The organism is Blautia sp. St.27G3 (assembly GCF_059728505.1).
The window spans coordinates 1,538,383-1,556,404 of record NZ_BAAGFO010000001.1 but is presented as its reverse complement, the minus strand read 5'-3'; the positions used below and the strand labels follow the sequence as shown (position 1 = coordinate 1,556,404).

Annotated in this window: 19 protein-coding genes and 1 riboswitch; of the genes, 17 read left to right on the top strand and 2 right to left on the bottom strand. The window is 47.5% G+C overall.

Annotated features, from left to right (window positions below):
• Nucleotides 1-33 precede the first annotated feature (33 nt).
• Complete coding sequence (locus tag AC6I2O_RS07235) at nucleotides 34-1,686, top strand: PTS transporter subunit EIIC (protein ID WP_497742238.1); 1,653 nt, start codon at nucleotides 34-36, stop codon at nucleotides 1,684-1,686.
• Here the strand turns inward: AC6I2O_RS07235 and AC6I2O_RS07230 are convergent.
• The gene (locus AC6I2O_RS07230) at nucleotides 1,670-2,866 is read right to left on the bottom strand and encodes a metallophosphoesterase (RefSeq protein WP_120391217.1); all 1,197 of its coding nucleotides are present in this window, start codon (nucleotides 2,864-2,866) and stop codon (nucleotides 1,670-1,672) included. The genes AC6I2O_RS07235 and AC6I2O_RS07230 overlap by 17 nt on opposite strands.
• Nucleotides 2,867-3,020: 154 nt before the next feature.
• The gene (locus AC6I2O_RS07225; RefSeq protein ID WP_120391216.1) at nucleotides 3,021-3,965 is read right to left on the bottom strand and encodes a DUF6612 family protein; all 945 of its coding nucleotides are present in this window, start codon (nucleotides 3,963-3,965) and stop codon (nucleotides 3,021-3,023) included.
• A gap of 286 nt (nucleotides 3,966-4,251) precedes the next feature.
• Between AC6I2O_RS07225 and AC6I2O_RS07220 the strand changes: the two genes are divergently transcribed.
• From AC6I2O_RS07220 to AC6I2O_RS07145, 16 genes are all read left to right on the top strand, one after another.
• On the top strand, nucleotides 4,252-5,610 hold the full coding sequence (locus AC6I2O_RS07220; protein ID WP_497742237.1) for a bifunctional folylpolyglutamate synthase/dihydrofolate synthase: 1,359 nt from the start codon (nucleotides 4,252-4,254) through the stop codon (nucleotides 5,608-5,610).
• Between the two features lie 68 nt (nucleotides 5,611-5,678).
• The gene (locus AC6I2O_RS07215) at nucleotides 5,679-5,831 is read left to right on the top strand and encodes a hypothetical protein (RefSeq protein ID WP_497742236.1); all 153 of its coding nucleotides are present in this window, start codon (nucleotides 5,679-5,681) and stop codon (nucleotides 5,829-5,831) included.
• Nucleotides 5,832-5,834: 3 nt separating this feature from the next.
• Nucleotides 5,835-7,463, top strand: coding sequence for a tetratricopeptide repeat protein (locus AC6I2O_RS07210; protein ID WP_120391215.1), 1,629 nt, complete (start codon nucleotides 5,835-5,837; stop codon nucleotides 7,461-7,463).
• 140 nt (nucleotides 7,464-7,603) lie between these two features.
• Nucleotides 7,604-7,936 (top strand): STAS domain-containing protein, encoded by a 333-nt coding sequence (locus tag AC6I2O_RS07205; protein WP_120391214.1) that lies wholly within the window; start codon nucleotides 7,604-7,606, stop codon nucleotides 7,934-7,936.
• A gap of 20 nt (nucleotides 7,937-7,956) precedes the next feature.
• Entirely contained in the window at nucleotides 7,957-8,439 is a 483-nt protein-coding gene (spoIIAB, locus tag AC6I2O_RS07200) for an anti-sigma F factor (protein ID WP_120391213.1), read from the top strand.
• A gap of 9 nt (nucleotides 8,440-8,448) precedes the next feature.
• Complete coding sequence (locus AC6I2O_RS07195; RefSeq protein ID WP_120391212.1) at nucleotides 8,449-9,168, top strand: SigB/SigF/SigG family RNA polymerase sigma factor; 720 nt, start codon at nucleotides 8,449-8,451, stop codon at nucleotides 9,166-9,168.
• Between the two features lie 112 nt (nucleotides 9,169-9,280).
• Nucleotides 9,281-11,209 carry a RelA/SpoT-related domain-containing protein gene (locus tag AC6I2O_RS07190; protein ID WP_120391211.1) on the top strand — a complete coding sequence of 643 codons (1,929 nt, stop codon included), beginning with the start codon at nucleotides 9,281-9,283 and terminating at the stop codon, nucleotides 11,207-11,209.
• 100 nt (nucleotides 11,210-11,309) lie between these two features.
• A complete protein-coding gene (locus tag AC6I2O_RS07185; RefSeq protein WP_497742235.1) occupies nucleotides 11,310-12,668 on the top strand; it encodes a sedoheptulokinase in 1,359 nt (452 codons plus the stop codon).
• Between the two features lie 109 nt (nucleotides 12,669-12,777).
• Nucleotides 12,778-13,044 carry an AbrB/MazE/SpoVT family DNA-binding domain-containing protein gene (locus AC6I2O_RS07180; protein ID WP_497742234.1) on the top strand — a complete coding sequence of 89 codons (267 nt, stop codon included), beginning with the start codon at nucleotides 12,778-12,780 and terminating at the stop codon, nucleotides 13,042-13,044.
• Entirely contained in the window at nucleotides 13,041-13,445 is a 405-nt protein-coding gene (locus AC6I2O_RS07175; RefSeq protein ID WP_497742233.1) for a putative toxin-antitoxin system toxin component, PIN family, read from the top strand. Before AC6I2O_RS07180 ends, AC6I2O_RS07175 begins: the two co-directional genes overlap by 4 nt.
• Before the next feature lie 124 nt (nucleotides 13,446-13,569).
• A complete protein-coding gene (locus AC6I2O_RS07170) occupies nucleotides 13,570-13,791 on the top strand; it encodes a hypothetical protein (protein WP_497742232.1) in 222 nt (73 codons plus the stop codon).
• Nucleotides 13,792-13,795: 4 nt separating this feature from the next.
• On the top strand, nucleotides 13,796-14,227 hold the full coding sequence (locus AC6I2O_RS07165; protein ID WP_497742231.1) for a hypothetical protein: 432 nt from the start codon (nucleotides 13,796-13,798) through the stop codon (nucleotides 14,225-14,227).
• Between the two features lie 216 nt (nucleotides 14,228-14,443).
• On the top strand, nucleotides 14,444-14,626 hold the full coding sequence (locus tag AC6I2O_RS07160) for a hypothetical protein (RefSeq protein WP_497742230.1): 183 nt from the start codon (nucleotides 14,444-14,446) through the stop codon (nucleotides 14,624-14,626).
• Nucleotides 14,605-15,228, top strand: a complete 624-nt coding sequence (locus AC6I2O_RS07155; protein WP_497742229.1) for a stage V sporulation protein AA — start codon at nucleotides 14,605-14,607, stop codon at nucleotides 15,226-15,228. Before AC6I2O_RS07160 ends, AC6I2O_RS07155 begins: the two co-directional genes overlap by 22 nt.
• Before the next feature lie 74 nt (nucleotides 15,229-15,302).
• Nucleotides 15,303-15,722 carry a stage V sporulation protein AB gene (locus AC6I2O_RS07150; protein ID WP_120391207.1) on the top strand — a complete coding sequence of 140 codons (420 nt, stop codon included), beginning with the start codon at nucleotides 15,303-15,305 and terminating at the stop codon, nucleotides 15,720-15,722.
• Nucleotides 15,723-15,994: 272 nt separating this feature from the next.
• A complete protein-coding gene (locus AC6I2O_RS07145) occupies nucleotides 15,995-17,725 on the top strand; it encodes an ABC-ATPase domain-containing protein (protein WP_497742228.1) in 1,731 nt (576 codons plus the stop codon).
• Between the two features lie 126 nt (nucleotides 17,726-17,851).
• Nucleotides 17,852-17,955: riboswitch (ZMP/ZTP riboswitch) on the top strand.
• Nucleotides 17,956-18,022: the final 67 nt, after the last annotated feature.

Here is an 18,022-nt window from a genome sequence, read left to right as displayed (position 1 = left end):
ATTGCTTATTAATGAAAAAAAGGAGCTGCGAGAATGAAAGACAGAATATTTGGTGTGCTGCAAAGAGTCGGCCGATCCTTTATGCTTCCGATTGCGATTCTTCCAGTAGCGGGGCTTCTGCTCGGGATTGGCGGATCTTTTACAAATGCAACAATGCTGGAAACGTATGGACTGACAGGGATTCTGGGACCTGGTACGGTACTTTTTGCAATTTTTGAAGTAATGCGTGAGGCAGGAGACATTGTATTTGCGAACCTGCCCATTATTTTTGCAATGGGAGTCGCGATCGGTATGGCAAGGCGTGAAAAGGAAGTAGCAGCGCTGGCGGCGGCGATCGCATTTTTTATTATGCATGCATCCATCGGTGCAATGATTGTAATAAATGGCGGCACAGAGGCCATGCCGGACGGTGCGGTAGCGTCTGTGGTTGGCATTACATCCTTGCAGATGGGAGTCTTTGGCGGAATCATCGTAGGACTTGGCGTGGCGTCGCTCCACAATCGCTTTTATCGTATTTCTCTTCCGCAGGTGCTTTCTTTTTTCGGAGGAACGAGGTTTGTGCCGATCATCAGTGCGCTTGTGTACACGGCAGTCGGAATCCTTATGTATTTTATCTGGCCGCCGATTCAAAATGCAATCTACGCGGTTGGAAACCTTGTGCTGAATTCCGGTTATGCCGGCACCTGGGTGTACGGTCTGATGGAACGCCTTCTGATTCCGTTCGGCCTGCATCACGTATTCTATCTTCCGTTCTGGCAGACAGCCGTTGGCGGCACACTGGAAGTGGGAGGAAAGCTGATTGAGGGTGCGCAGAATATCTTTTTTGCACAGCTTGCAGATCCTGGTACACAGCAGTTTGCAGTTTCAGCCACACGGTTTATGTCCGGAAAATTTCCGCTGATGATTTTTGGACTTCCCGGAGCTGCGCTTGCAATGTACCGTACTGCGGACCCGCAGAAAAAGAAGACCGTTGCCGGACTTCTGATTTCCGCAGCGCTTACCGCTATGATTACAGGGATTACGGAACCGCTTGAATTTACGTTCCTGTTTGTAGCGCCTGTGCTCTATGTGATTCACTGTGTATTCGCAGGCCTTGCTTATATGCTGATGCATGTGCTTGGAGTTGGCGTCGGAATGACGTTTTCGGGAGGCCTGATTGATTTATTTTTATTTGGAATTCTTCAGGGAAATGCGAAGACGAACTGGCTCTGGATCGTGGTAGTGGGAGTTGGATATTTTATTGTGTATTATGTGCTGTTTGCGTATTTGATACGTCGGCTGAATCTGAAAACTCCCGGACGTGAAGAGGGAAGCGAAATAAAGCTTTATCGGCGCAGTGACGTGGAAGCCCGAAAGGCAGCTGCACAAAATGGCAGTGCCGCGGGCGGACAGGATGAAAGGACTTATGGACAAAATGATGCAATGTCAGCGGAAGCGTCTATGTCAGCCGCGATTTGCCGGGGACTTGGAGGAAAAGACAATATTTCAGATATAGACTGTTGTGCGACCCGTTTGCGGTGTACTGTTTTTGAGGCAGGCAAGGTGGAAGATGCAGTGCTAAAAGCAACAGGCGCATCCGGCGTGATTCACAAAGGGAATGGTGTGCAGATTATTTATGGCCCTCGTGTAACAGTGATTAAATCCGATCTGGAAGATTATCTGGATACGTTTATCGAGGAGGATTAAATTTCACCACGATCTCTGCGATTTCACTGCTTGTCCCCACACGCATCGCAGGCCCCCAGATTCCGGCGCCGGACGTTACAATGCTTGTCATGGAACCAAGAACAAGCTTTCCGTAGGAATTCAACCAGCCGATGCGTGTTGTGAGATTGCCGGGAAAAATCTGCCCGTCATGTGTGTGGCCGGACAGCACAAGATCAGCGCCTGCTTCAGAGAGTTCTGGCAGCGAAGAGGGCTGATGATCCATGACGATCAGCGGCTTTGAGCGGTCAAGTCCAAGGAGAAGTTCAGCGGGAGTAAGACGCGTGGTTCCGCTTTTTTCTTTGCAGGATGCGTCAAGCCGACCGGAGAGATAAAAAGCGTTTTGAATCAGCACTGTTTCATCCTCCAACAGTCGGATGTCCGCTTTTTTCAGGAACTGAACCATGCGGGGATCGCAGGAGACAGCACGCTCCTGACTGTCGAATGTAAACCCGGCCAGAATGACTTCTTCAATATCGTGATTGCCCCAGCAGGCAAAAGAACCATAAGTGGTTTTTATGCTGGCGAACAGGGCAGCTGCTTTTTTAGGCTTTGGAACTGCGTTAAATTCATTATCAAAAATATCTCCCGCATAGACAACGAGATCCGGATGAATGGAGGAAATTGCATTTCGGATTTTCTGAATATGGAGCAGTTTCGTGTTATATCCAAGATGCAGATCTGCCGCGAGCGCAATTTTCAGATCAGGAATAGGACAGCTCTTGGGTATTGTCACTTCGTAACGGGTAATTTTAATTCTGGAAGCATGCCGGATTCCGTATAACGATAAAGCAACGGCAGCAGCAATGCCAGAACCGATGGTGACGCGGTATTCAAAGGCGTCGGAAGGTTGAAAAACATCACGGTGCTGCAATAGCCGGACAAGAATACGGGCAAGGTCAATAAAAAGGACACAGAGCAGCAGATACATCAGAATGCCGAGCCAGTAATTGCTGATGCGTTTTGTCCAGGCCTTGAGTTTTCCATGGTAAAAGGCAGCGGCCAGAGGTGTAAGAGCTGCAAAGGCATACAAGATGGAAAACAAACCTGTAAACCAGTAACTGTCAAAAATAGGATGCAGCACAGCAAACCAGTGCTGGATGCGGACTGCAAGATAGATGTTCAAAAGAATATAAACGGGGGAAAGTAAAACAGCACCCATGGGCTCCTCCTGTTTCCAGACAATTTGATTTAAAGCGATTCTGTGAGAAAAGGAAAGAGGCTGTCACATGAAAATAAAAGATACCGGATATAGAACGTCTATATGTTGGTAAAATATTTTCCTGTGACAGCCCTCTTATAGGCTTAATAAAGCATTAGCCCTGTACGGCAATGCCGGAGGTTTCTGCGTCAAGCGCTTCCTGCGGAACTGTGATGGTCTGGGCTTCTCCATAGTTCATAAGAAGATCCATGGAAATGTCGTTAACAGTAAGATCTATGGTAGAAGCCGGAGCATCTTCGCTTGCAGTAGAACCAAGGAGACCACTGATCATCTGGCTGACCAAAGAGAAATCACTGCCATTCATATCAATATGTCCTTTTATCGGGATATAGGTAGCTGCGTCTACATAGTAGGAGATATTGAGCTTCAAACCGTTTAACAGGGAAAGTCCCATAGTTACGTTCGGATCAGATGCAAGATCCTGTCCGGTTATCTCTCCGGTTTTCTGAAGAATCGTCTGAAGAGATGCAGCGTCGATCGTTGTAGAGATCAGATAGCACTCTGTTCCGTTCACATCGGCAGCCTCCGGAGCCAGTTCAAAAGCAAGTCCCCACTCGGCCATCTCAGAGAAATTCATGTTCTTGCCGCCAGCGTTTGCGATTATTTCAGTGATGTTGAGATCATCCATGGTCTGAACGACCCACTGCTCGGAACCAGTGCCCGGGTCTGTAATTTTCATATACATTTTCACAGCACCATTTTCATCTGTGACAGAATAGATTTCTTCTTTGATTTGCTGGCCGGTTCCCAGAAAAGAGAAATTTCCTTCGATATCCGCTTGCATTGCAAACGGTTCCATGGAAAACAGGTAGTTCAGAGAGCCGTTCGCGATTGCATCGAGTGAAGTGTTGGTTGTGCCGTCACTGATGTTAACTGTAGCGTCAAGATTGAAAGAAGCTTCTGCGGTGGCGCCTTTGATCGAAGCGTTTGCCTCAGTCATTTTGGCAGACAGGCTGTCAAGAGTCTCTGCACTGTCAAAGCCGCACAGCATGGAAGCTGCGCCTAAGATCACGAGACCAGATAATAATTTTTTCTTCATAGATTTTATTCCTTCCTTTCGTATGTATTGGCATTTGAAAAAATATTCGTCTGCAATTATAGCATTAAAAAATAAGTGTGTCTATAGAATGAAATGGCAGAAATGGCACAGAAATCGAAAATTAAGGAAAACTTCAGAACTCAATGGATATCGGGAAAAGTGCCGCATTTTGCGAAAAAAATTTCTTGAATAATAGGGTTCCTGTGGTATCATAAAGTGACAAGTTCAGTGAACAGGAGCAGGTATGTTTTTGTGGGCTGAGGAAAAAAAGCAAAGGATGAACAGGATGAATTATTCAGAAGCGACGAATTATATAGAAGAAGTGCCAAAGTTTACGAAAAAAAACAAACCAGAAAATACGCTTGAGCTGCTCCGGCGGATTGGCCATCCGGAGCGCAGTATGAAAGTAATTCATGTGGCGGGGACGAACGGAAAAGGCTCTGTCTGTGCGTTTCTTTCCTCTATTTTGATTGAAGCCGGAAAATGCACAGGCCTGTTTACATCGCCACACCTGGTGGAGATTACGGAACGGTTTCAGATCAATGGACGTCCGGTATCGCAGGACGGTTTTACGCGGGCGTTTGAGCAGATCAAAACAGAAGTAGACGATATGGTTCAGAATGGTTTTGCCCATCCTGCCTATTTTGAGCTGCTTTTTGCGGCTGGCCTTCTGATTTTTCGGGATGCAGGAGTGGAATATCTGGTTCTGGAGACGGGACTTGGCGGCCGGCTGGATGCAACCAATCTGGTCGAGCATCCCATTGCGTGCGTGCTGACAAGCATTAGTTTGGATCATATGGAGTATCTGGGAAACACCGTTGCGGAGATCGCCGGGGAAAAAGCAGGAATTATCAAAGAGGGTGTTCCTGTGATTTATGACGGCAGAAATCCGGAGGCAGAAGCGGTGATTCTTTCACAGGCAGAAAAGATGCATGCTCCGGCGTATCGTTTTGACGGTTCCATGTGTGAAATCACTGGAAAAACAGACAAAAGCATTGATTTTATTTTCAATAGCAGGTATGATAGACAAAATACAAAGGCCGTACCGTGCGGGGTTCATGCAGTGTCTGAGCTGTATGGAGCGCTTCCGGTGACGGTGCCGTATCTGGCGGAATACCAGATTGTGAACAGTTCTCTTGCGATGGCTGCCTTGCGTGTGGTGGACCCGGAAAGGGAGATCAGTGATGCACAGGTAGTGAAGGGCATTGCAGATACAAGATGGCAGGGCCGTATGGAGACTGTTTTGCCAGGCGTTGTGCTGGATGGTGCACACAATGCAGACGGGATTCGGGAATTTATCCGTACGGTACAGGATATTCAGGCACACAGGCCGGTATCCCTGTTATTTTCCGCTGTGGTGGAAAAAGAGCATGAAAAAATGATCCGTACCATCTGTGAGTCGATTTCTCCGGTGTCGATTGTGGTGACGCAGGTCGGCGGTTCCCGTGTAGTGGAAGCAGAAGCGCTGGCGGAGGAATTCCGGAAATATACAAAGGCGGAGGTCATTGCCAGAGACGACGTGGCAGAGGCGTTTGAGACGGCGCTTGCACTCCGGGGAGACAGTATGTTGTTTTGCGCCGGATCGCTGTATCTGGTGGGAGAGCTGAAAGCGATTCTTGCAAAACGAGGGAAGAACGGAATCTGAGCGGGAACCGGCGGAAACAAGGTTTGCGGGCAGAACATACCGGATGAGAATTTGAAGGAGAGTTACATATGATTAATTATGAGGAAGAACTGAAGAAGTTTCATCCGAGCATGGATGTAAATGAGGCAGAGGATGCGATTTACAGCCGTGATCTGACGGATGTCACAGACATTTTAAAGGAAATGCTGCGGGATGAAAAGAAGAACAGAAAGCAGGGATAATTCATGAGGTGTATTTACTGTAATACCCCTCTTGCCGGGATTGACTACTGCACAGGGTGCGGTGCCGATATCACAATCCAGAAGCGGATTGTCCGGATTTCCAATCTTCTGTATAATGAGGGGCTGGAAAAAGCGCTCGTAAGGGACATGAAGGGAGCTGTTACCTGCCTGAAGCGCAGCCTGAAATTCAACAAAGAAAATACGGATGCCAGAAATCTTCTGGGTCTTTGCTATTATGAGACAGGAGAGGCTGTTTCTGCGCTGTGCGAATGGGTGGTCAGCAAAAATCTTCAGCCGCAGGACAACCTGGCAGATTATTATCTGGATCAGCTTCAGAATAACAAAAACCGTCTCGATACGATCAACCAGACCATCCGAAAATATAATCAGTCTGTCATGTATTGTCGCGAGGACAATGAGGATATGGCGATCATTCAGCTCAAAAAGGTGATCAACCAGAATCCCAAGCTTGTGAAGGCATATCAGCTTTTGGCGCTTCTCTATATGAAGCGGCAGGAATATGAACGTGCGCGCAGGCTGCTCAAAAAAGCGGCTGCAATTGATATGACGAACACAACGATCCTGCGTTATCTGCAGGAGATTGAGGATGTGACAGGTAAGGGAACCAACCTGACCAAGAAGCATAAAAAATACGAAAAAGAGACAGAGCAGGATAAAGTAACCGGTACATTGCGGTATATGAGTGGCACAGAAATGGTGATTCAGCCTACGACCTTCCGGGACAGCTCAACGATTGCCACGTTTATCAATATTATTCTGGGTATTTTGCTTGGAGGCGCGATTGTGTGGTTTCTGATCGTTCCGGCCAACCGTCAGTCTGTGAATGACCAGGCGAACCGTCAGGTGACAGATGCGAACACAAAGCTCGCCACGGAATCCGTAAAAGTGCAGGAGCTTCAGGATGAGATTGACGGCTATGAGGAACAAAAGGAGCGCGCGGAACAGGAACGGGATGAGGCTTTGGAAAAAGCGCAGAGCTATGATGATCTGTTGGCAGTGGCGAATGTCTACATAACGGGAGATCAGAACCAGGCGGCCAATCTGGTTGCCTCTCTTGACAAAGAAAATTTTGACGGAAACGCGAAAACACTTTATGACTCTTTAAGCGGGGCGGTACAGGGCAACCTGTTCCAGCAGTATTACAATGCGGGAACGACCGCATATGTGGCCGGTGATTACAAAACCGCGGCGGAGCAGCTTCAAAAAGCGGTGGACGCAGACCCGCAGCGCAGTCAGACAAATCACGGAGACGCCCTTTTATATCTTGGCATGTCCCATTATAATGAGGGGGATCGGACGAAAGCAGATGAATCTTTTAACAAAATCATCCAGTATTTCCCGAACATTGCGCAGCAGTACGGAATTTCTGCATACGTTTCCGGCAGCGGTAGCACACCTGACCCGCTTTCAAGAGCGGCAGATATCAGCGGAATGGGCGGCGCTACCACCACGGGCGGCGATGGAGGTTATTCCGGAGGCGACGACAATATCGACATCCAGGACGAACCGCAGCAGAATCTGCCAGCACCGGATTCCTACGTAGCCTGGACTGACCCGACAACTGGCCTGAAATATGACCAATACGGCAACCTGATGCCAGGCCAGCAATAAACTTAAATTACAACCAAAAGAAAAACTCCGAAGCAGGGGAACTGAAGCAAGGACAAGTATGTCCCACATTTCAGTTCCTTTTTTGCACCGCAGGAAACCAAAAAAGAATTTATATCATAATTAGACAGGGGGAGAGAATCATGGAACAGCTTTTTACAATATCAGGAACAACACTCATCATTCGCCTGCCGGCAGAACTGGATCACCACAGCTCGGAAAAAATTCGTCTGGAAGCGGACCGGCTTGCTACAGGCCGGAATATCCGGTGGATGTTGTTTGATTTCGGACAGACGGTATTTATGGACAGCTCCGGAATCGGAATGCTGATCGGACGCTATAAAATGATGCGTTTTCTCGGGGGCAATGTGGCGGCTGTCCGGGCGAATGAACAGATTCAGCGGGTTTTGACGCTGTCCGGGATTGATAAGGTGATTGATGTTTATGAAGGGATACCACAGCAATTAAATTTGTGATGAATCAGGGGGAGAGAACGATGCAGCAAAATGAAATGAAATTGGAATTTGACAGCCGTTCCTGCAACGAAGGCTTTGCCAGAGTAGCTGTAGCAGCCTTTATGACACAGCTCAATCCGACACTGGAGGAGGTGGCAGATGTAAAAACCGCGGTTTCAGAGGCGGTAACGAATGCGATTATCCACGGATATGAGGGACGGGTAAAAAAGGTTGAGATTTTCTGCCGGATTGAACAGGAAACGCTGTTTGTTGAGGTACGTGACGAGGGAAAAGGGATTCCCGATGTGGAGTTGGCCATGCAGCCGATGTACACGACAAAGGCAGAGTGTGACAGGGCCGGAATGGGTTTTGCTTTTATGGAGGCTTTTATGGATGCCCTGGAGGTGGAATCAGCGCCGGGCAGGGGGACATGCGTGCGCATGCGCAAGCACATCCGGCATGACACAGAGCAGTTTCCCGGTTATCTGGATACGGAGACCGCAAAAAATATGGCAGAAAGGTAAGGCTGGCAAATGGAAGAAACCCTTGCGCTGATTGAGCGGATACACGAAGGGGATAAAGAAGCCAGAGAACGATTTGTAGAAGAAAATATGGGGCTTGTGTATACGGTAGTCCGCCGCTTTCTCGGCCGCGGATGTGATCGGGAAGATCTGGTGCAGATCGGCTGTATCGGTCTTCTGAAAGCGATTGATAAATTTGACACTTCTTTTGAAGTGCGGTTTTCTACGTATGCAGTTCCGATGATTGCAGGAGAAATCAAACGGTTTTTGCGGGATGACGGAATGATCAAGGTAAGCCGCCTTTTAAAAGAATCTGCTGCAAAAGCATTTCATGCCCGGGAAATTCTCGAAAAGCAGCACGGAACAGAACCGACGATGGAGGAAATTGCACAGGAAACCGGTATCAGTCCGGAAGAGCTGGTGCTTGCAATGGAAGCGACGTCAGGTGTGGAATCCTTGAGTCAGACAGTTTACAGCGGAGACGGGACGCCTGTTTTACTGGGAGACCGTTTGCCGGACAGGCAGGACCGAAATGAAGAGCTTCTCAACAGAATGCTCCTAGAACAGCTTCTTGAGTTTCTGACGGATGAGGAACAGGAGATGATTCGTCTGCGGTATTTTGACGATCAGACGCAGGTGCAGGTGGCGCTCCGACTTGGCATGACACAGGTACAGGTATCGCGGGCAGAAAAGAGGATTTTGAAAAAGCTGCGCGGAGCGGCGGAACATTAGGCCTTTTGTATTTGGGGGAAATCTGTTATACTGAATCAGGAAGTGTAATCCGCGAAAGCGCGGCTGCGTGGCTCATTGCCCGTAGACATAGACAAATGGTGGTGTTACGTAATTGAAAGAACAGGAAAAGGCTGTTTTTACAAAGGAGGAGCTGGCCGTGGCGGTCAGGGTTCCGACTGTTGTGGAGCAGGATTTAAAACGAATTATCAGTGATCGTCTGGAGCAGTGCGGACTTTATTTTCGGGTGTTTTCCAGGATAAAAACGGCGACTTCGATGGCGCGCAAATTTGAAATGAAGGAATACGGTGAGGGACGGAAGCTCCAGGATTTGATCGGGGTGCGTATCAATCTCTATTTTGAGGATGATACGGATATCTGTAAAAATATCATGGAGCATTCGTTTGAGCTGGTTGACTGGTCCACTTCTGAGCGAAGCGAAGCGGAGTTCAAACCCACGAAGCTGAATGGAGTGTTCCGGCTTCCGGATTATCTGAAAAGTGAAATTTCTTCCGATACCTGGGAGATGTTTATTGACGATACCTTTGAGATACAGATCAAGACCATGTTTTTTGAGGGGTGGCATGAAATCGAGCATGACATGCGTTACAAAGGGGAAGAGCTCTGGGGACATTATCCGAGTTTTTCCAGATATCTAAACAGCATTTTGGCCACGCTGGAACTGTGTGACAAGTCTATGGTGACGCTATTTGAGGATCTGGGACACGAGCTGTACAAATCCGGACGCTGGAGCGATATGATCAAAAGTCATTTCCGGTTAAAGCTCGGAACGGCCTCCCTGTATCCGGAAGTGGAAGAACTGCTGAACAAAGATATGGAGCGGGTGGAAAATCTGGCAAAAAAGATTTATAAGACGCCGAGGCCCGTACTGATCGAGCAGCTTTCAAAGCGGAGCCGGAAAATTCCAATTAACGTAAATACGATTATTGCGCTGCTCAATGACAGCCAGTTTCATGACAGCCGTCTGTCGGCTATTTTCAAATCATACGATGTATACAATGACGGGCGGGAGGAGAGTCTTGCGGAATCAAGGCATTACGAGCTTCGTCCCCTGACCAGACATACCGTGTTTCAGATGTGTACCCAGGTAGACGGAAGCAGGATACGTCAGGAACAGACGCCGTCTTCCCGGCAGATTTTTGAGCGTTCTGCGGATATCATATATAAGTGGATTGTGCGCAAATACGGTGTTCTTTTTAAGGATATGCCGCAGGGCGTCTGTACGTATCATGCGGACATTCTGGCTTACCATGTGACGGTGAATTACGATCCCGGCCGTTACAGGCTGAACATGCATGTGCGCCATATGGATATGGAGGTAGGCGGCAGAATATGGTACTCGGAGGCGTCTCTCGAGACAGATGCAAACGAGCGTGTGATATTAAAAGTCTGCAACGGCTACGCTGAGCCAGAGCCGGACGATAATTTTGTCCAGGAGAGCGCCGGAATTTTCTTTAGCTATCCGGGCTATTATAAAAGCATTGTGGACAATGTGGGAATCTTTAACGGAACCGTGTGCATGAACAAGCGGAGGCTTTTGCGTGAGGAACGGTTGCCGGAGCTTTTGCAGGTGTTGCGGGACCCGGAGCGCAATTTCCCCCTGGTAGTGATTGTTTCAAAGGAAAATCAGGACGGTATGATGGACGAAGATTGGCTTGCGCCGTTTCGGGTTTCAGATTTTACGAGAACGGTATGGCGTTATGCGCATGTATTTACTGGATATGAGGAGCCGGGGCGAAAGTTTCTGAAGCAGGCAGGCGTACCGGATGCAGAGACAGAAGGGGTTCCGGGATTGTACATATTTTGGCCGGACGGGGCCTGGGACAGATACGGCGTGGAGGATGTAAAAAATTGCAGCTTTGGACGGCATATGGAAGCGCGTGTGGATATGCGGACGTATGACATTGTGCGCGGCGGGCAAGGATTTTATCATAAGATCGTGACAGACCTGCGGGACTGGAATGTATCTGCGGATATGTGGGAGGGATTTAAGCTGGATATCCTGACCGAGATTCCACAGTAACATGGACGGCAGGATGAAATGCAAAAACAGAAAGGCCTGCCTGTGCCGCAATCAGAAAAGCTGACAGGGCAGAACACGCGAATATACAAAGGGGATTTTTATGAAAGCAGTCGGAATTGACATTGGTACGACAACCATTTGTGGCATTGTGATGGACGCTGTGACCGGCGTGGTGGAAATGGTCGAGACTTTGCCGAATGATTCCGTTCTTTTGGGGGCGTCCTATGAATGGCTGCAAGATCCGGAGCGTATCTGGCATCAGGTACAGAAGCTTTACCAGGAGTTTCTTATCAGATATCCGGATATTTGCAGCATCGGTCTGACCGGACAGATGCACGGAATTGTCTATACAGATCGGGATGGCAGAGCAGTGAGCCCTCTGTATACCTGGCAGGATGAGCGTGGAAACCAGATGATGAAAGACGGAAAGACGTACGCAGAACGGCTGTCACAGGAGACAGGGTATCGTATGGCGACTGGCTTTGGCCTTACCACTCACTATTATCAGCTGAAAAATAATCTTGTGCCGGATCAGGCAGTTCATTTTTGTACAATTCATGATTACATCGGTATGCGTCTGACTGGACGCAGAGAGCCGCTGGTCTCAGCTTCCGATGCGGCAAGTCATGGCTGCTTTGACCTGAAAACGCTGCGGTTTGATACAGAAGCTGTAAAACAGGCAGGCATTGACTGCTCCTTGCTTCCGGAGTGTGAGCGCAGCTGTACCGTGATTGGCAGGACGCCAGAGGGGATACCGGTCAGTGCTGCAATCGGAGACAATCAGGCAAGCGTGATTGGTTCTGTCAAAGACAGTGAGAACAGTGTCCTGATGAACGTCGGCACCTCAGGACAGGTCTCAGCGGGTGTTGCACACTATATGGATGTCATGGACGTGGAACTTCGCGTACTTACAGAAGCATCCTATATTCTTGTTGGTTCGAGCCTTTGCGGCGGTCTGGCCTATGCGGCAATGGAAAAATTTTTCCGCGCCACAGTGAAGGACATAACCGGCCTGGACACGGGAAATTTATACGCAAAAATGGATGAAATACTTGCAAGACGCGGTAGCCGCCCCTGCACATTGCAGTTTCATACGCAGTTTTGCGGCACCAGAGAAAACCCGGAGCTTACCGGAAGCATCTGCGGCCTGAAACTCGACAATTTCACACCAGAGGAGTTTCTCTACGGCATACTGTCAGGCATTGCAGAAGAACTTGTAACCTTCCACAAATCAATGTGCGCCCAAGGAGCCGGTATCCCCAAATACCTGATCGGAAGCGGCAACGCAATCCGTTTCAACCGCCACTTCCGGAACATATTCGAAAATCTGTACCATATGAAAATGCAAATCCCGGTACACCGCGAAGAAGCATCCTACGGAGCCGCCCTGTATGCAATGACGGCTGCGGGAATCTATCCAACGCTTAAGGCGGCTCAGGAGCTGATTAGATACCTGTAACAGTGTCCGGTATCATTCTGCTTTAATGTAAGATATTTTTTCTTGCTCAAGTGGTTACATTGTGGCATAATATAAGTAAGAAATTCTTGCTAGAAAGGAGCGTAATTATATGAGTATGCAGATATTAACAGTTTCTTCCAAAGGCCAGATTTCCCTGCCGGTCGGCATTCGTAAATTATTGTCGATTGATACCGGAGATAAGCTGGTAGCATATACTTCGGGAGATGTCATTATGCTCAAGACGTTAAAACTTCCGTCAGCAGAAGAATTTGAAGCATCGTTGGATGAGGCACAGAAGTGGGCAGTTTCTGTTGGTTATGATGAAAATGATGTGAATAATATAGTCAAGTCTGCAAGAAGGAAAAAAAGAATATGAGAATTGTGCTGGATACAAATGTCCTGATTTCTGGTGTGTTTTTTGGTGGATTTCCAAGAAAAATCCTGAGTTCTATTGTCGCCAGAAAGATAACGGCTTGTGCCACGGCTGAGATTATTAATGAATATGAAGAAATTGTACAGGAAATGATTGACCGAAAGCAGGGGCATATCAATAGGACAATTCTTGTCCCGATGATTAAAGCTATGGAAATTATTGAGTCATTTTCTCGAATTAATATATGCCGCGATCCAGATGATGACAAATTTCTGGAATGTGCAAAGGATTCTCATGCCTTGTATATCGTCAGCGGTGATAAAGATCTGCTTGTAATTGAAAAGTACGAGAATATCCAGATTGTAACGGCAAAAGATTTCTGTGAAAAATATTTGCCTGATTAATTCAATATCAGATTCTGTCAGCTGCAATCCCTAGCCACACCACTTACAGGTGTGGCTTTATTCGAGGGATGTCTTTAATTTTATTCCTATCTGGTAACACTATGAATTGGAGGAGAATATTAGCATGGATTATTCAATAATAGAAGAAAGCGAAGGATTTTATAAATGGAAGGATTATATTCCAACGGAGGTTCAATATGCGAAGTATGCTGAGAGTAATCCGTCTCTTATTGCGGCGGGCCATAAAATTGTAGATGTATTTTATGCGTTTACGAATGCCAGAGCAAGTTATATGGTCATACATACAGCCATCTTCATTGGAATATCTCATGCAGCAAAGATATAAAAAGATGGAAAAAGAGTGTACAAGAGAAAGTGTGATTCAGCAATTGGATTGTGCTATTTCCCAAAAAAGTGAAGGTTTTGGAAAAGCAGAAAAGCTCAAAAATTTGATGACAGCTTTTGACCAGGATGAAAGTACATTAAAAGTTAGAACTCTATATAATGGGATAAAGCACCATGGAATGATACATTTTATAGGCTTGGGAGAAAATTTCAACAAGTTAGGAATTGCTGTTAATGGGAAGCAGGCTCCTATGCTTTGCAGAAAGGAATATTTAGTGGAGGAAATAGAAGATTTACTGTTAGATTATCACCTTAAATTTGAACAGTACTTTAATAAAATAATTGAGAATATTATCCCCCCAGGATACCTTAACAATAAAATGTCCTTAGGAGGATTCTTTGAAGCGCTTATGAAAATTACTGAAACAAGTAATTAATAGAATGAACAGGAATATCGATATATAAATTAAAATCATATCAAAAGCCAGAAACATAGGAATACCGCCGTCCGGGGTGACTTGTTTGCCGGAACCCCGGGCGGCGGTATTCCTATGTTTCGTTCTATTTAATTCATCCCCCCCTAAGTATAAAACACACACCACCTGCACATACTAATCCGGCAGATTCCAAAAACCTGACCAGGAGGAACTGGAATGATTCGAAAATATCTGATGAAGTATGTGATATTTATAGCAATTTTAGTCTTATGTCTCGGAGCCGCGTGGTATTTCACAGAGAGAACGGACAAAGTACATGAAGATGCGGTGCTTGCGCATCAGGAAGGCTTTCCGGAGACAATGGAGGAGGACGCGTCATGGGCGAAGTATTATATCTGAAAATTGATAAAAATATTCAGATTAAAAGCAAGCAGGTTGTATTGGGAGACATTGCGGAAATGAACTGCGCAGAAAAGGCGACAGTAAACAAGATCAAGACGCTCCGTCTTCCGACACAGCAGATTAAGGGACCAGGGCGATATGTATTTTCTGTTCTGGATGTGATTGATGTAATTCAGAAAGAATACCCGTCTCTCGAGGTGAACAATCTGGGAGAATCCGATTTTATTCTGACAGTAGAAAAAGAAAAACACTGTCCGGATGCGGTGAGCTGGGTAAAAACAATTCTTGTCTGTTTGCTTGCCTTTTTCGGCGCGGCGTTTTCCATTATGGCTTTTAATAATGACGTCGGAATTACGACTCTGTTCGGACAGCTTTATGAGATATTTACCGGCGAAACTTCAAATGGATTTACCTTGCTGGAAATTTCCTATTCCATAGGTGTGGGGCTTGGCATTTTAATTTTCTTCCATCATTTTGCGCGCAAAAAGAACGCTTCTGATCCTACGCCGCTTGAAGTCGAAATGCGGACGTATGAGGATGATATTGACACAACAATGATCGAAGCAAACGGACGGAGTGTGAAAAAGGCGCAGTCATGACTGGTTGTGTGCCATAAAGCAAAATATGGAGCATAAAAGGGTCCGGGGAATTGGACTGGGATGAGGTGTTAACTATGGAACATGCACTGCTTGCAGTGATAGGTTTTGCTTCAGGTTTTATTGTGGCCGGTGGCGTGGTGGCCCTGATGGTAGGACTGGGAATTATTACAAGATTTATCGGGGTGTCCCATACGGCAAAGCATGTAAAATACTATGAAGACGCGATTCTGCTTGGTGGAATCGGAGGAACGATTGTAACTGTATATGAGGTCAGTCTGCCGATTGGCGTCTGGTTTTTGGTGCTGGGCGGACTGTTTATCGGGGTTTTTGTCGGGGGCTGGATTATGGCGTTGTCAGAGGTCATCAATGTTTTCCCGGTATATTGCCGGAGACTTGGAATTACAAAAGGCCTGAGCTGGATTGTCATCACAATGGCAGTTGGAAAGGTGCTCGGAAGTCTGATGCTGTTTTATATGCGATGGGGGAAAGCCTGAGACTTTCGGCTTTCTCCTTTTGCGTTGGCCGTAAGAACTTGCTTTTTCAGACAGGCGCGCGGTGTTTGCCTTACGGGGGAAGCAGGAAGTTTGAACTGTGTTTTGAGGAATACCAGTTGACGAAGTAGGTAGCAGGCGATACACTTAACTATACGTGCCAGTTTAGGCCTGTGGCGAAAAGATGCCGCAGGAACATATACTGGGCATAATATGGCTCACGGATGAGATTCGGGCGCAGTGGGGATAGGCTTTTTTGGAGGAGATAAGAGCGAATGAGAACACAACAGGAATTGAGGAATCAACTAAGGCAGATTGATCATAAGGGATACAAAGCATATAAGGTATTGGAAGGGGAATATGATTTTGGTACATATCGGCTCTGCATTGATCATGTGCAGGGGGACCCGTTTGCCTCACCTTCCAGGGTACGGATTGTGTATTTTAACAGGGGAATCATTCCGGGAGAGTATTTGGAAAAGAAGCACCGCAGGATTGCGGTGGAGGACACGCTTCTGCGGCGTCTGCACCGTGCGCTTGGTGAGTGCAGAGACCGTGAGCGGAAGGGATCTGGAAAAAGCGGGCTTGTGACCGCGTGCCGGACCGGTCAGGAAATTCTGGAGCGGACGGCAATGCATGTGGCACCAGATGCAATTGAAGCGAGAATTGAAGTAGGCTTCCCGGCTTTTGGACGGACGATTGCTGCGGATGCGCTGGCAGATATTCTGTTTGACCTGCTGCCGGAGGTGGCTGAGCGGGCCTTTTCCGGAAAGCAGTCACCGGAAATGCGACAGAAGCAGGGAACGCCGCGAAGCAGCTCAGGTTTTGGGCGCAGCGGACAGATGCCGCTTGCAAAGGAGCTTGAGGCTGCAGTTTTTCTCGCGGATAACCAAGAGTATATCCGGGAGCAGCTGGTTCAGCAGGGGCTTGTCGCCTTTGTGGCAGATGGTTCGGTTCTTCCACGTGAGAGCGGAGTGTCTCAGAAGCCGCTGAGAGGGGCAGTTGTGTTCAATAGCCCGGAAAGTCTCGCAGTCACGATGGAACTTCCGCATGGCGGAACGCTTCGTGGTATGGGAATTCGAAAGGGAATTACGGTAGTTGCCGGAGGCGGTTTCCATGGAAAATCAACGCTTTTGAAAGCATTGGAACGCGGTGTGTATCATCATATCGCGGGAGATGGCAGAGAGTATGTAATCACAGACGCAGGGGCGTTTAAGCTGCGGGCAGAAGAAGGCCGGTGTATTCATGAGACGGACATTTCAATGTTTATTACAAACCTTCCAACCAGAACCGATACGGCCCGATTTTCAACAGAAAATGCCAGCGGCAGTACGTCGCAGGCAGCAAATACGGTGGAGGCGCTTGCAAGTGGTAGTACGGTTCTGCTAATTGATGAGGACACATCGGCTACAAATTTTATGATTCGAGACGATCGGATGGCGCGCCTTGTCTCTGATGAAAAGGAACCCATTACGCCATTCATCCGTAAGGTGCGGAGCCTGTATCAAGATCTTGGAATATCCACGGTTCTTGTAGCGGGCAGCTCCGGAGATTTTCTTGGCGTGGCAGATACGGTGTTGCAGATGGATTGCTACGTGACAAAGGATGTGACGGCGCGCGCCAGAGAGCTTGCGGCGCCGCTGACGGAGGAAAAGGCGGACAGAAAGGTGTGGATCAAAAAAGCTGTATCCAGAAAAAATATAGAAAAAGCGCGTGTACATGGCTGGGACAGTCTGAGTCTGGATAAAACAGAGATTGATCTGCGGTATCTGGAACAGATTGTGGATGAAAGCCAGACGGCAGCGCTTGCCTATATTCTTTCTTACACGCTTGGAAAGCTGGCGGACGGCAAAAAGACAGCGGCGTATCTTGCCGAGGAGGTATCACGTAAGCTGGAAAAAGAGGGAATCCTGTCTGTAACTCCGAGAAATTATGGAGCGGGTGCTGCGGCGATGGTGCGCAAACAGGAGATACTGGCATGTCTGGCGAGATATCGACTTCTGTAGAACTGTGTCAGAGAAACACTGATTCGTGCGTTTCCTTAGAGTCATGCAAATCTGTATGGCTGAAAAAGATAGATAGATTTGATTAAAAAATAAGCTTGATTTTTTTCTGGCAAAATGATATGGTGTTATTGCTCATATGACTGACGGAAGTGGAGTTTCGGCGGCATTTTGTCGCCGAGAAAACCACAGGGAGTATGAGTCTTTGGAAGCCGACCGTCTGGGCATTGTTTCATTACATGTCTGGAATGCGGCTTTTTTTGTGCAGTGGTATGTGCGGGTGCGGATTTGAAAGGGAGG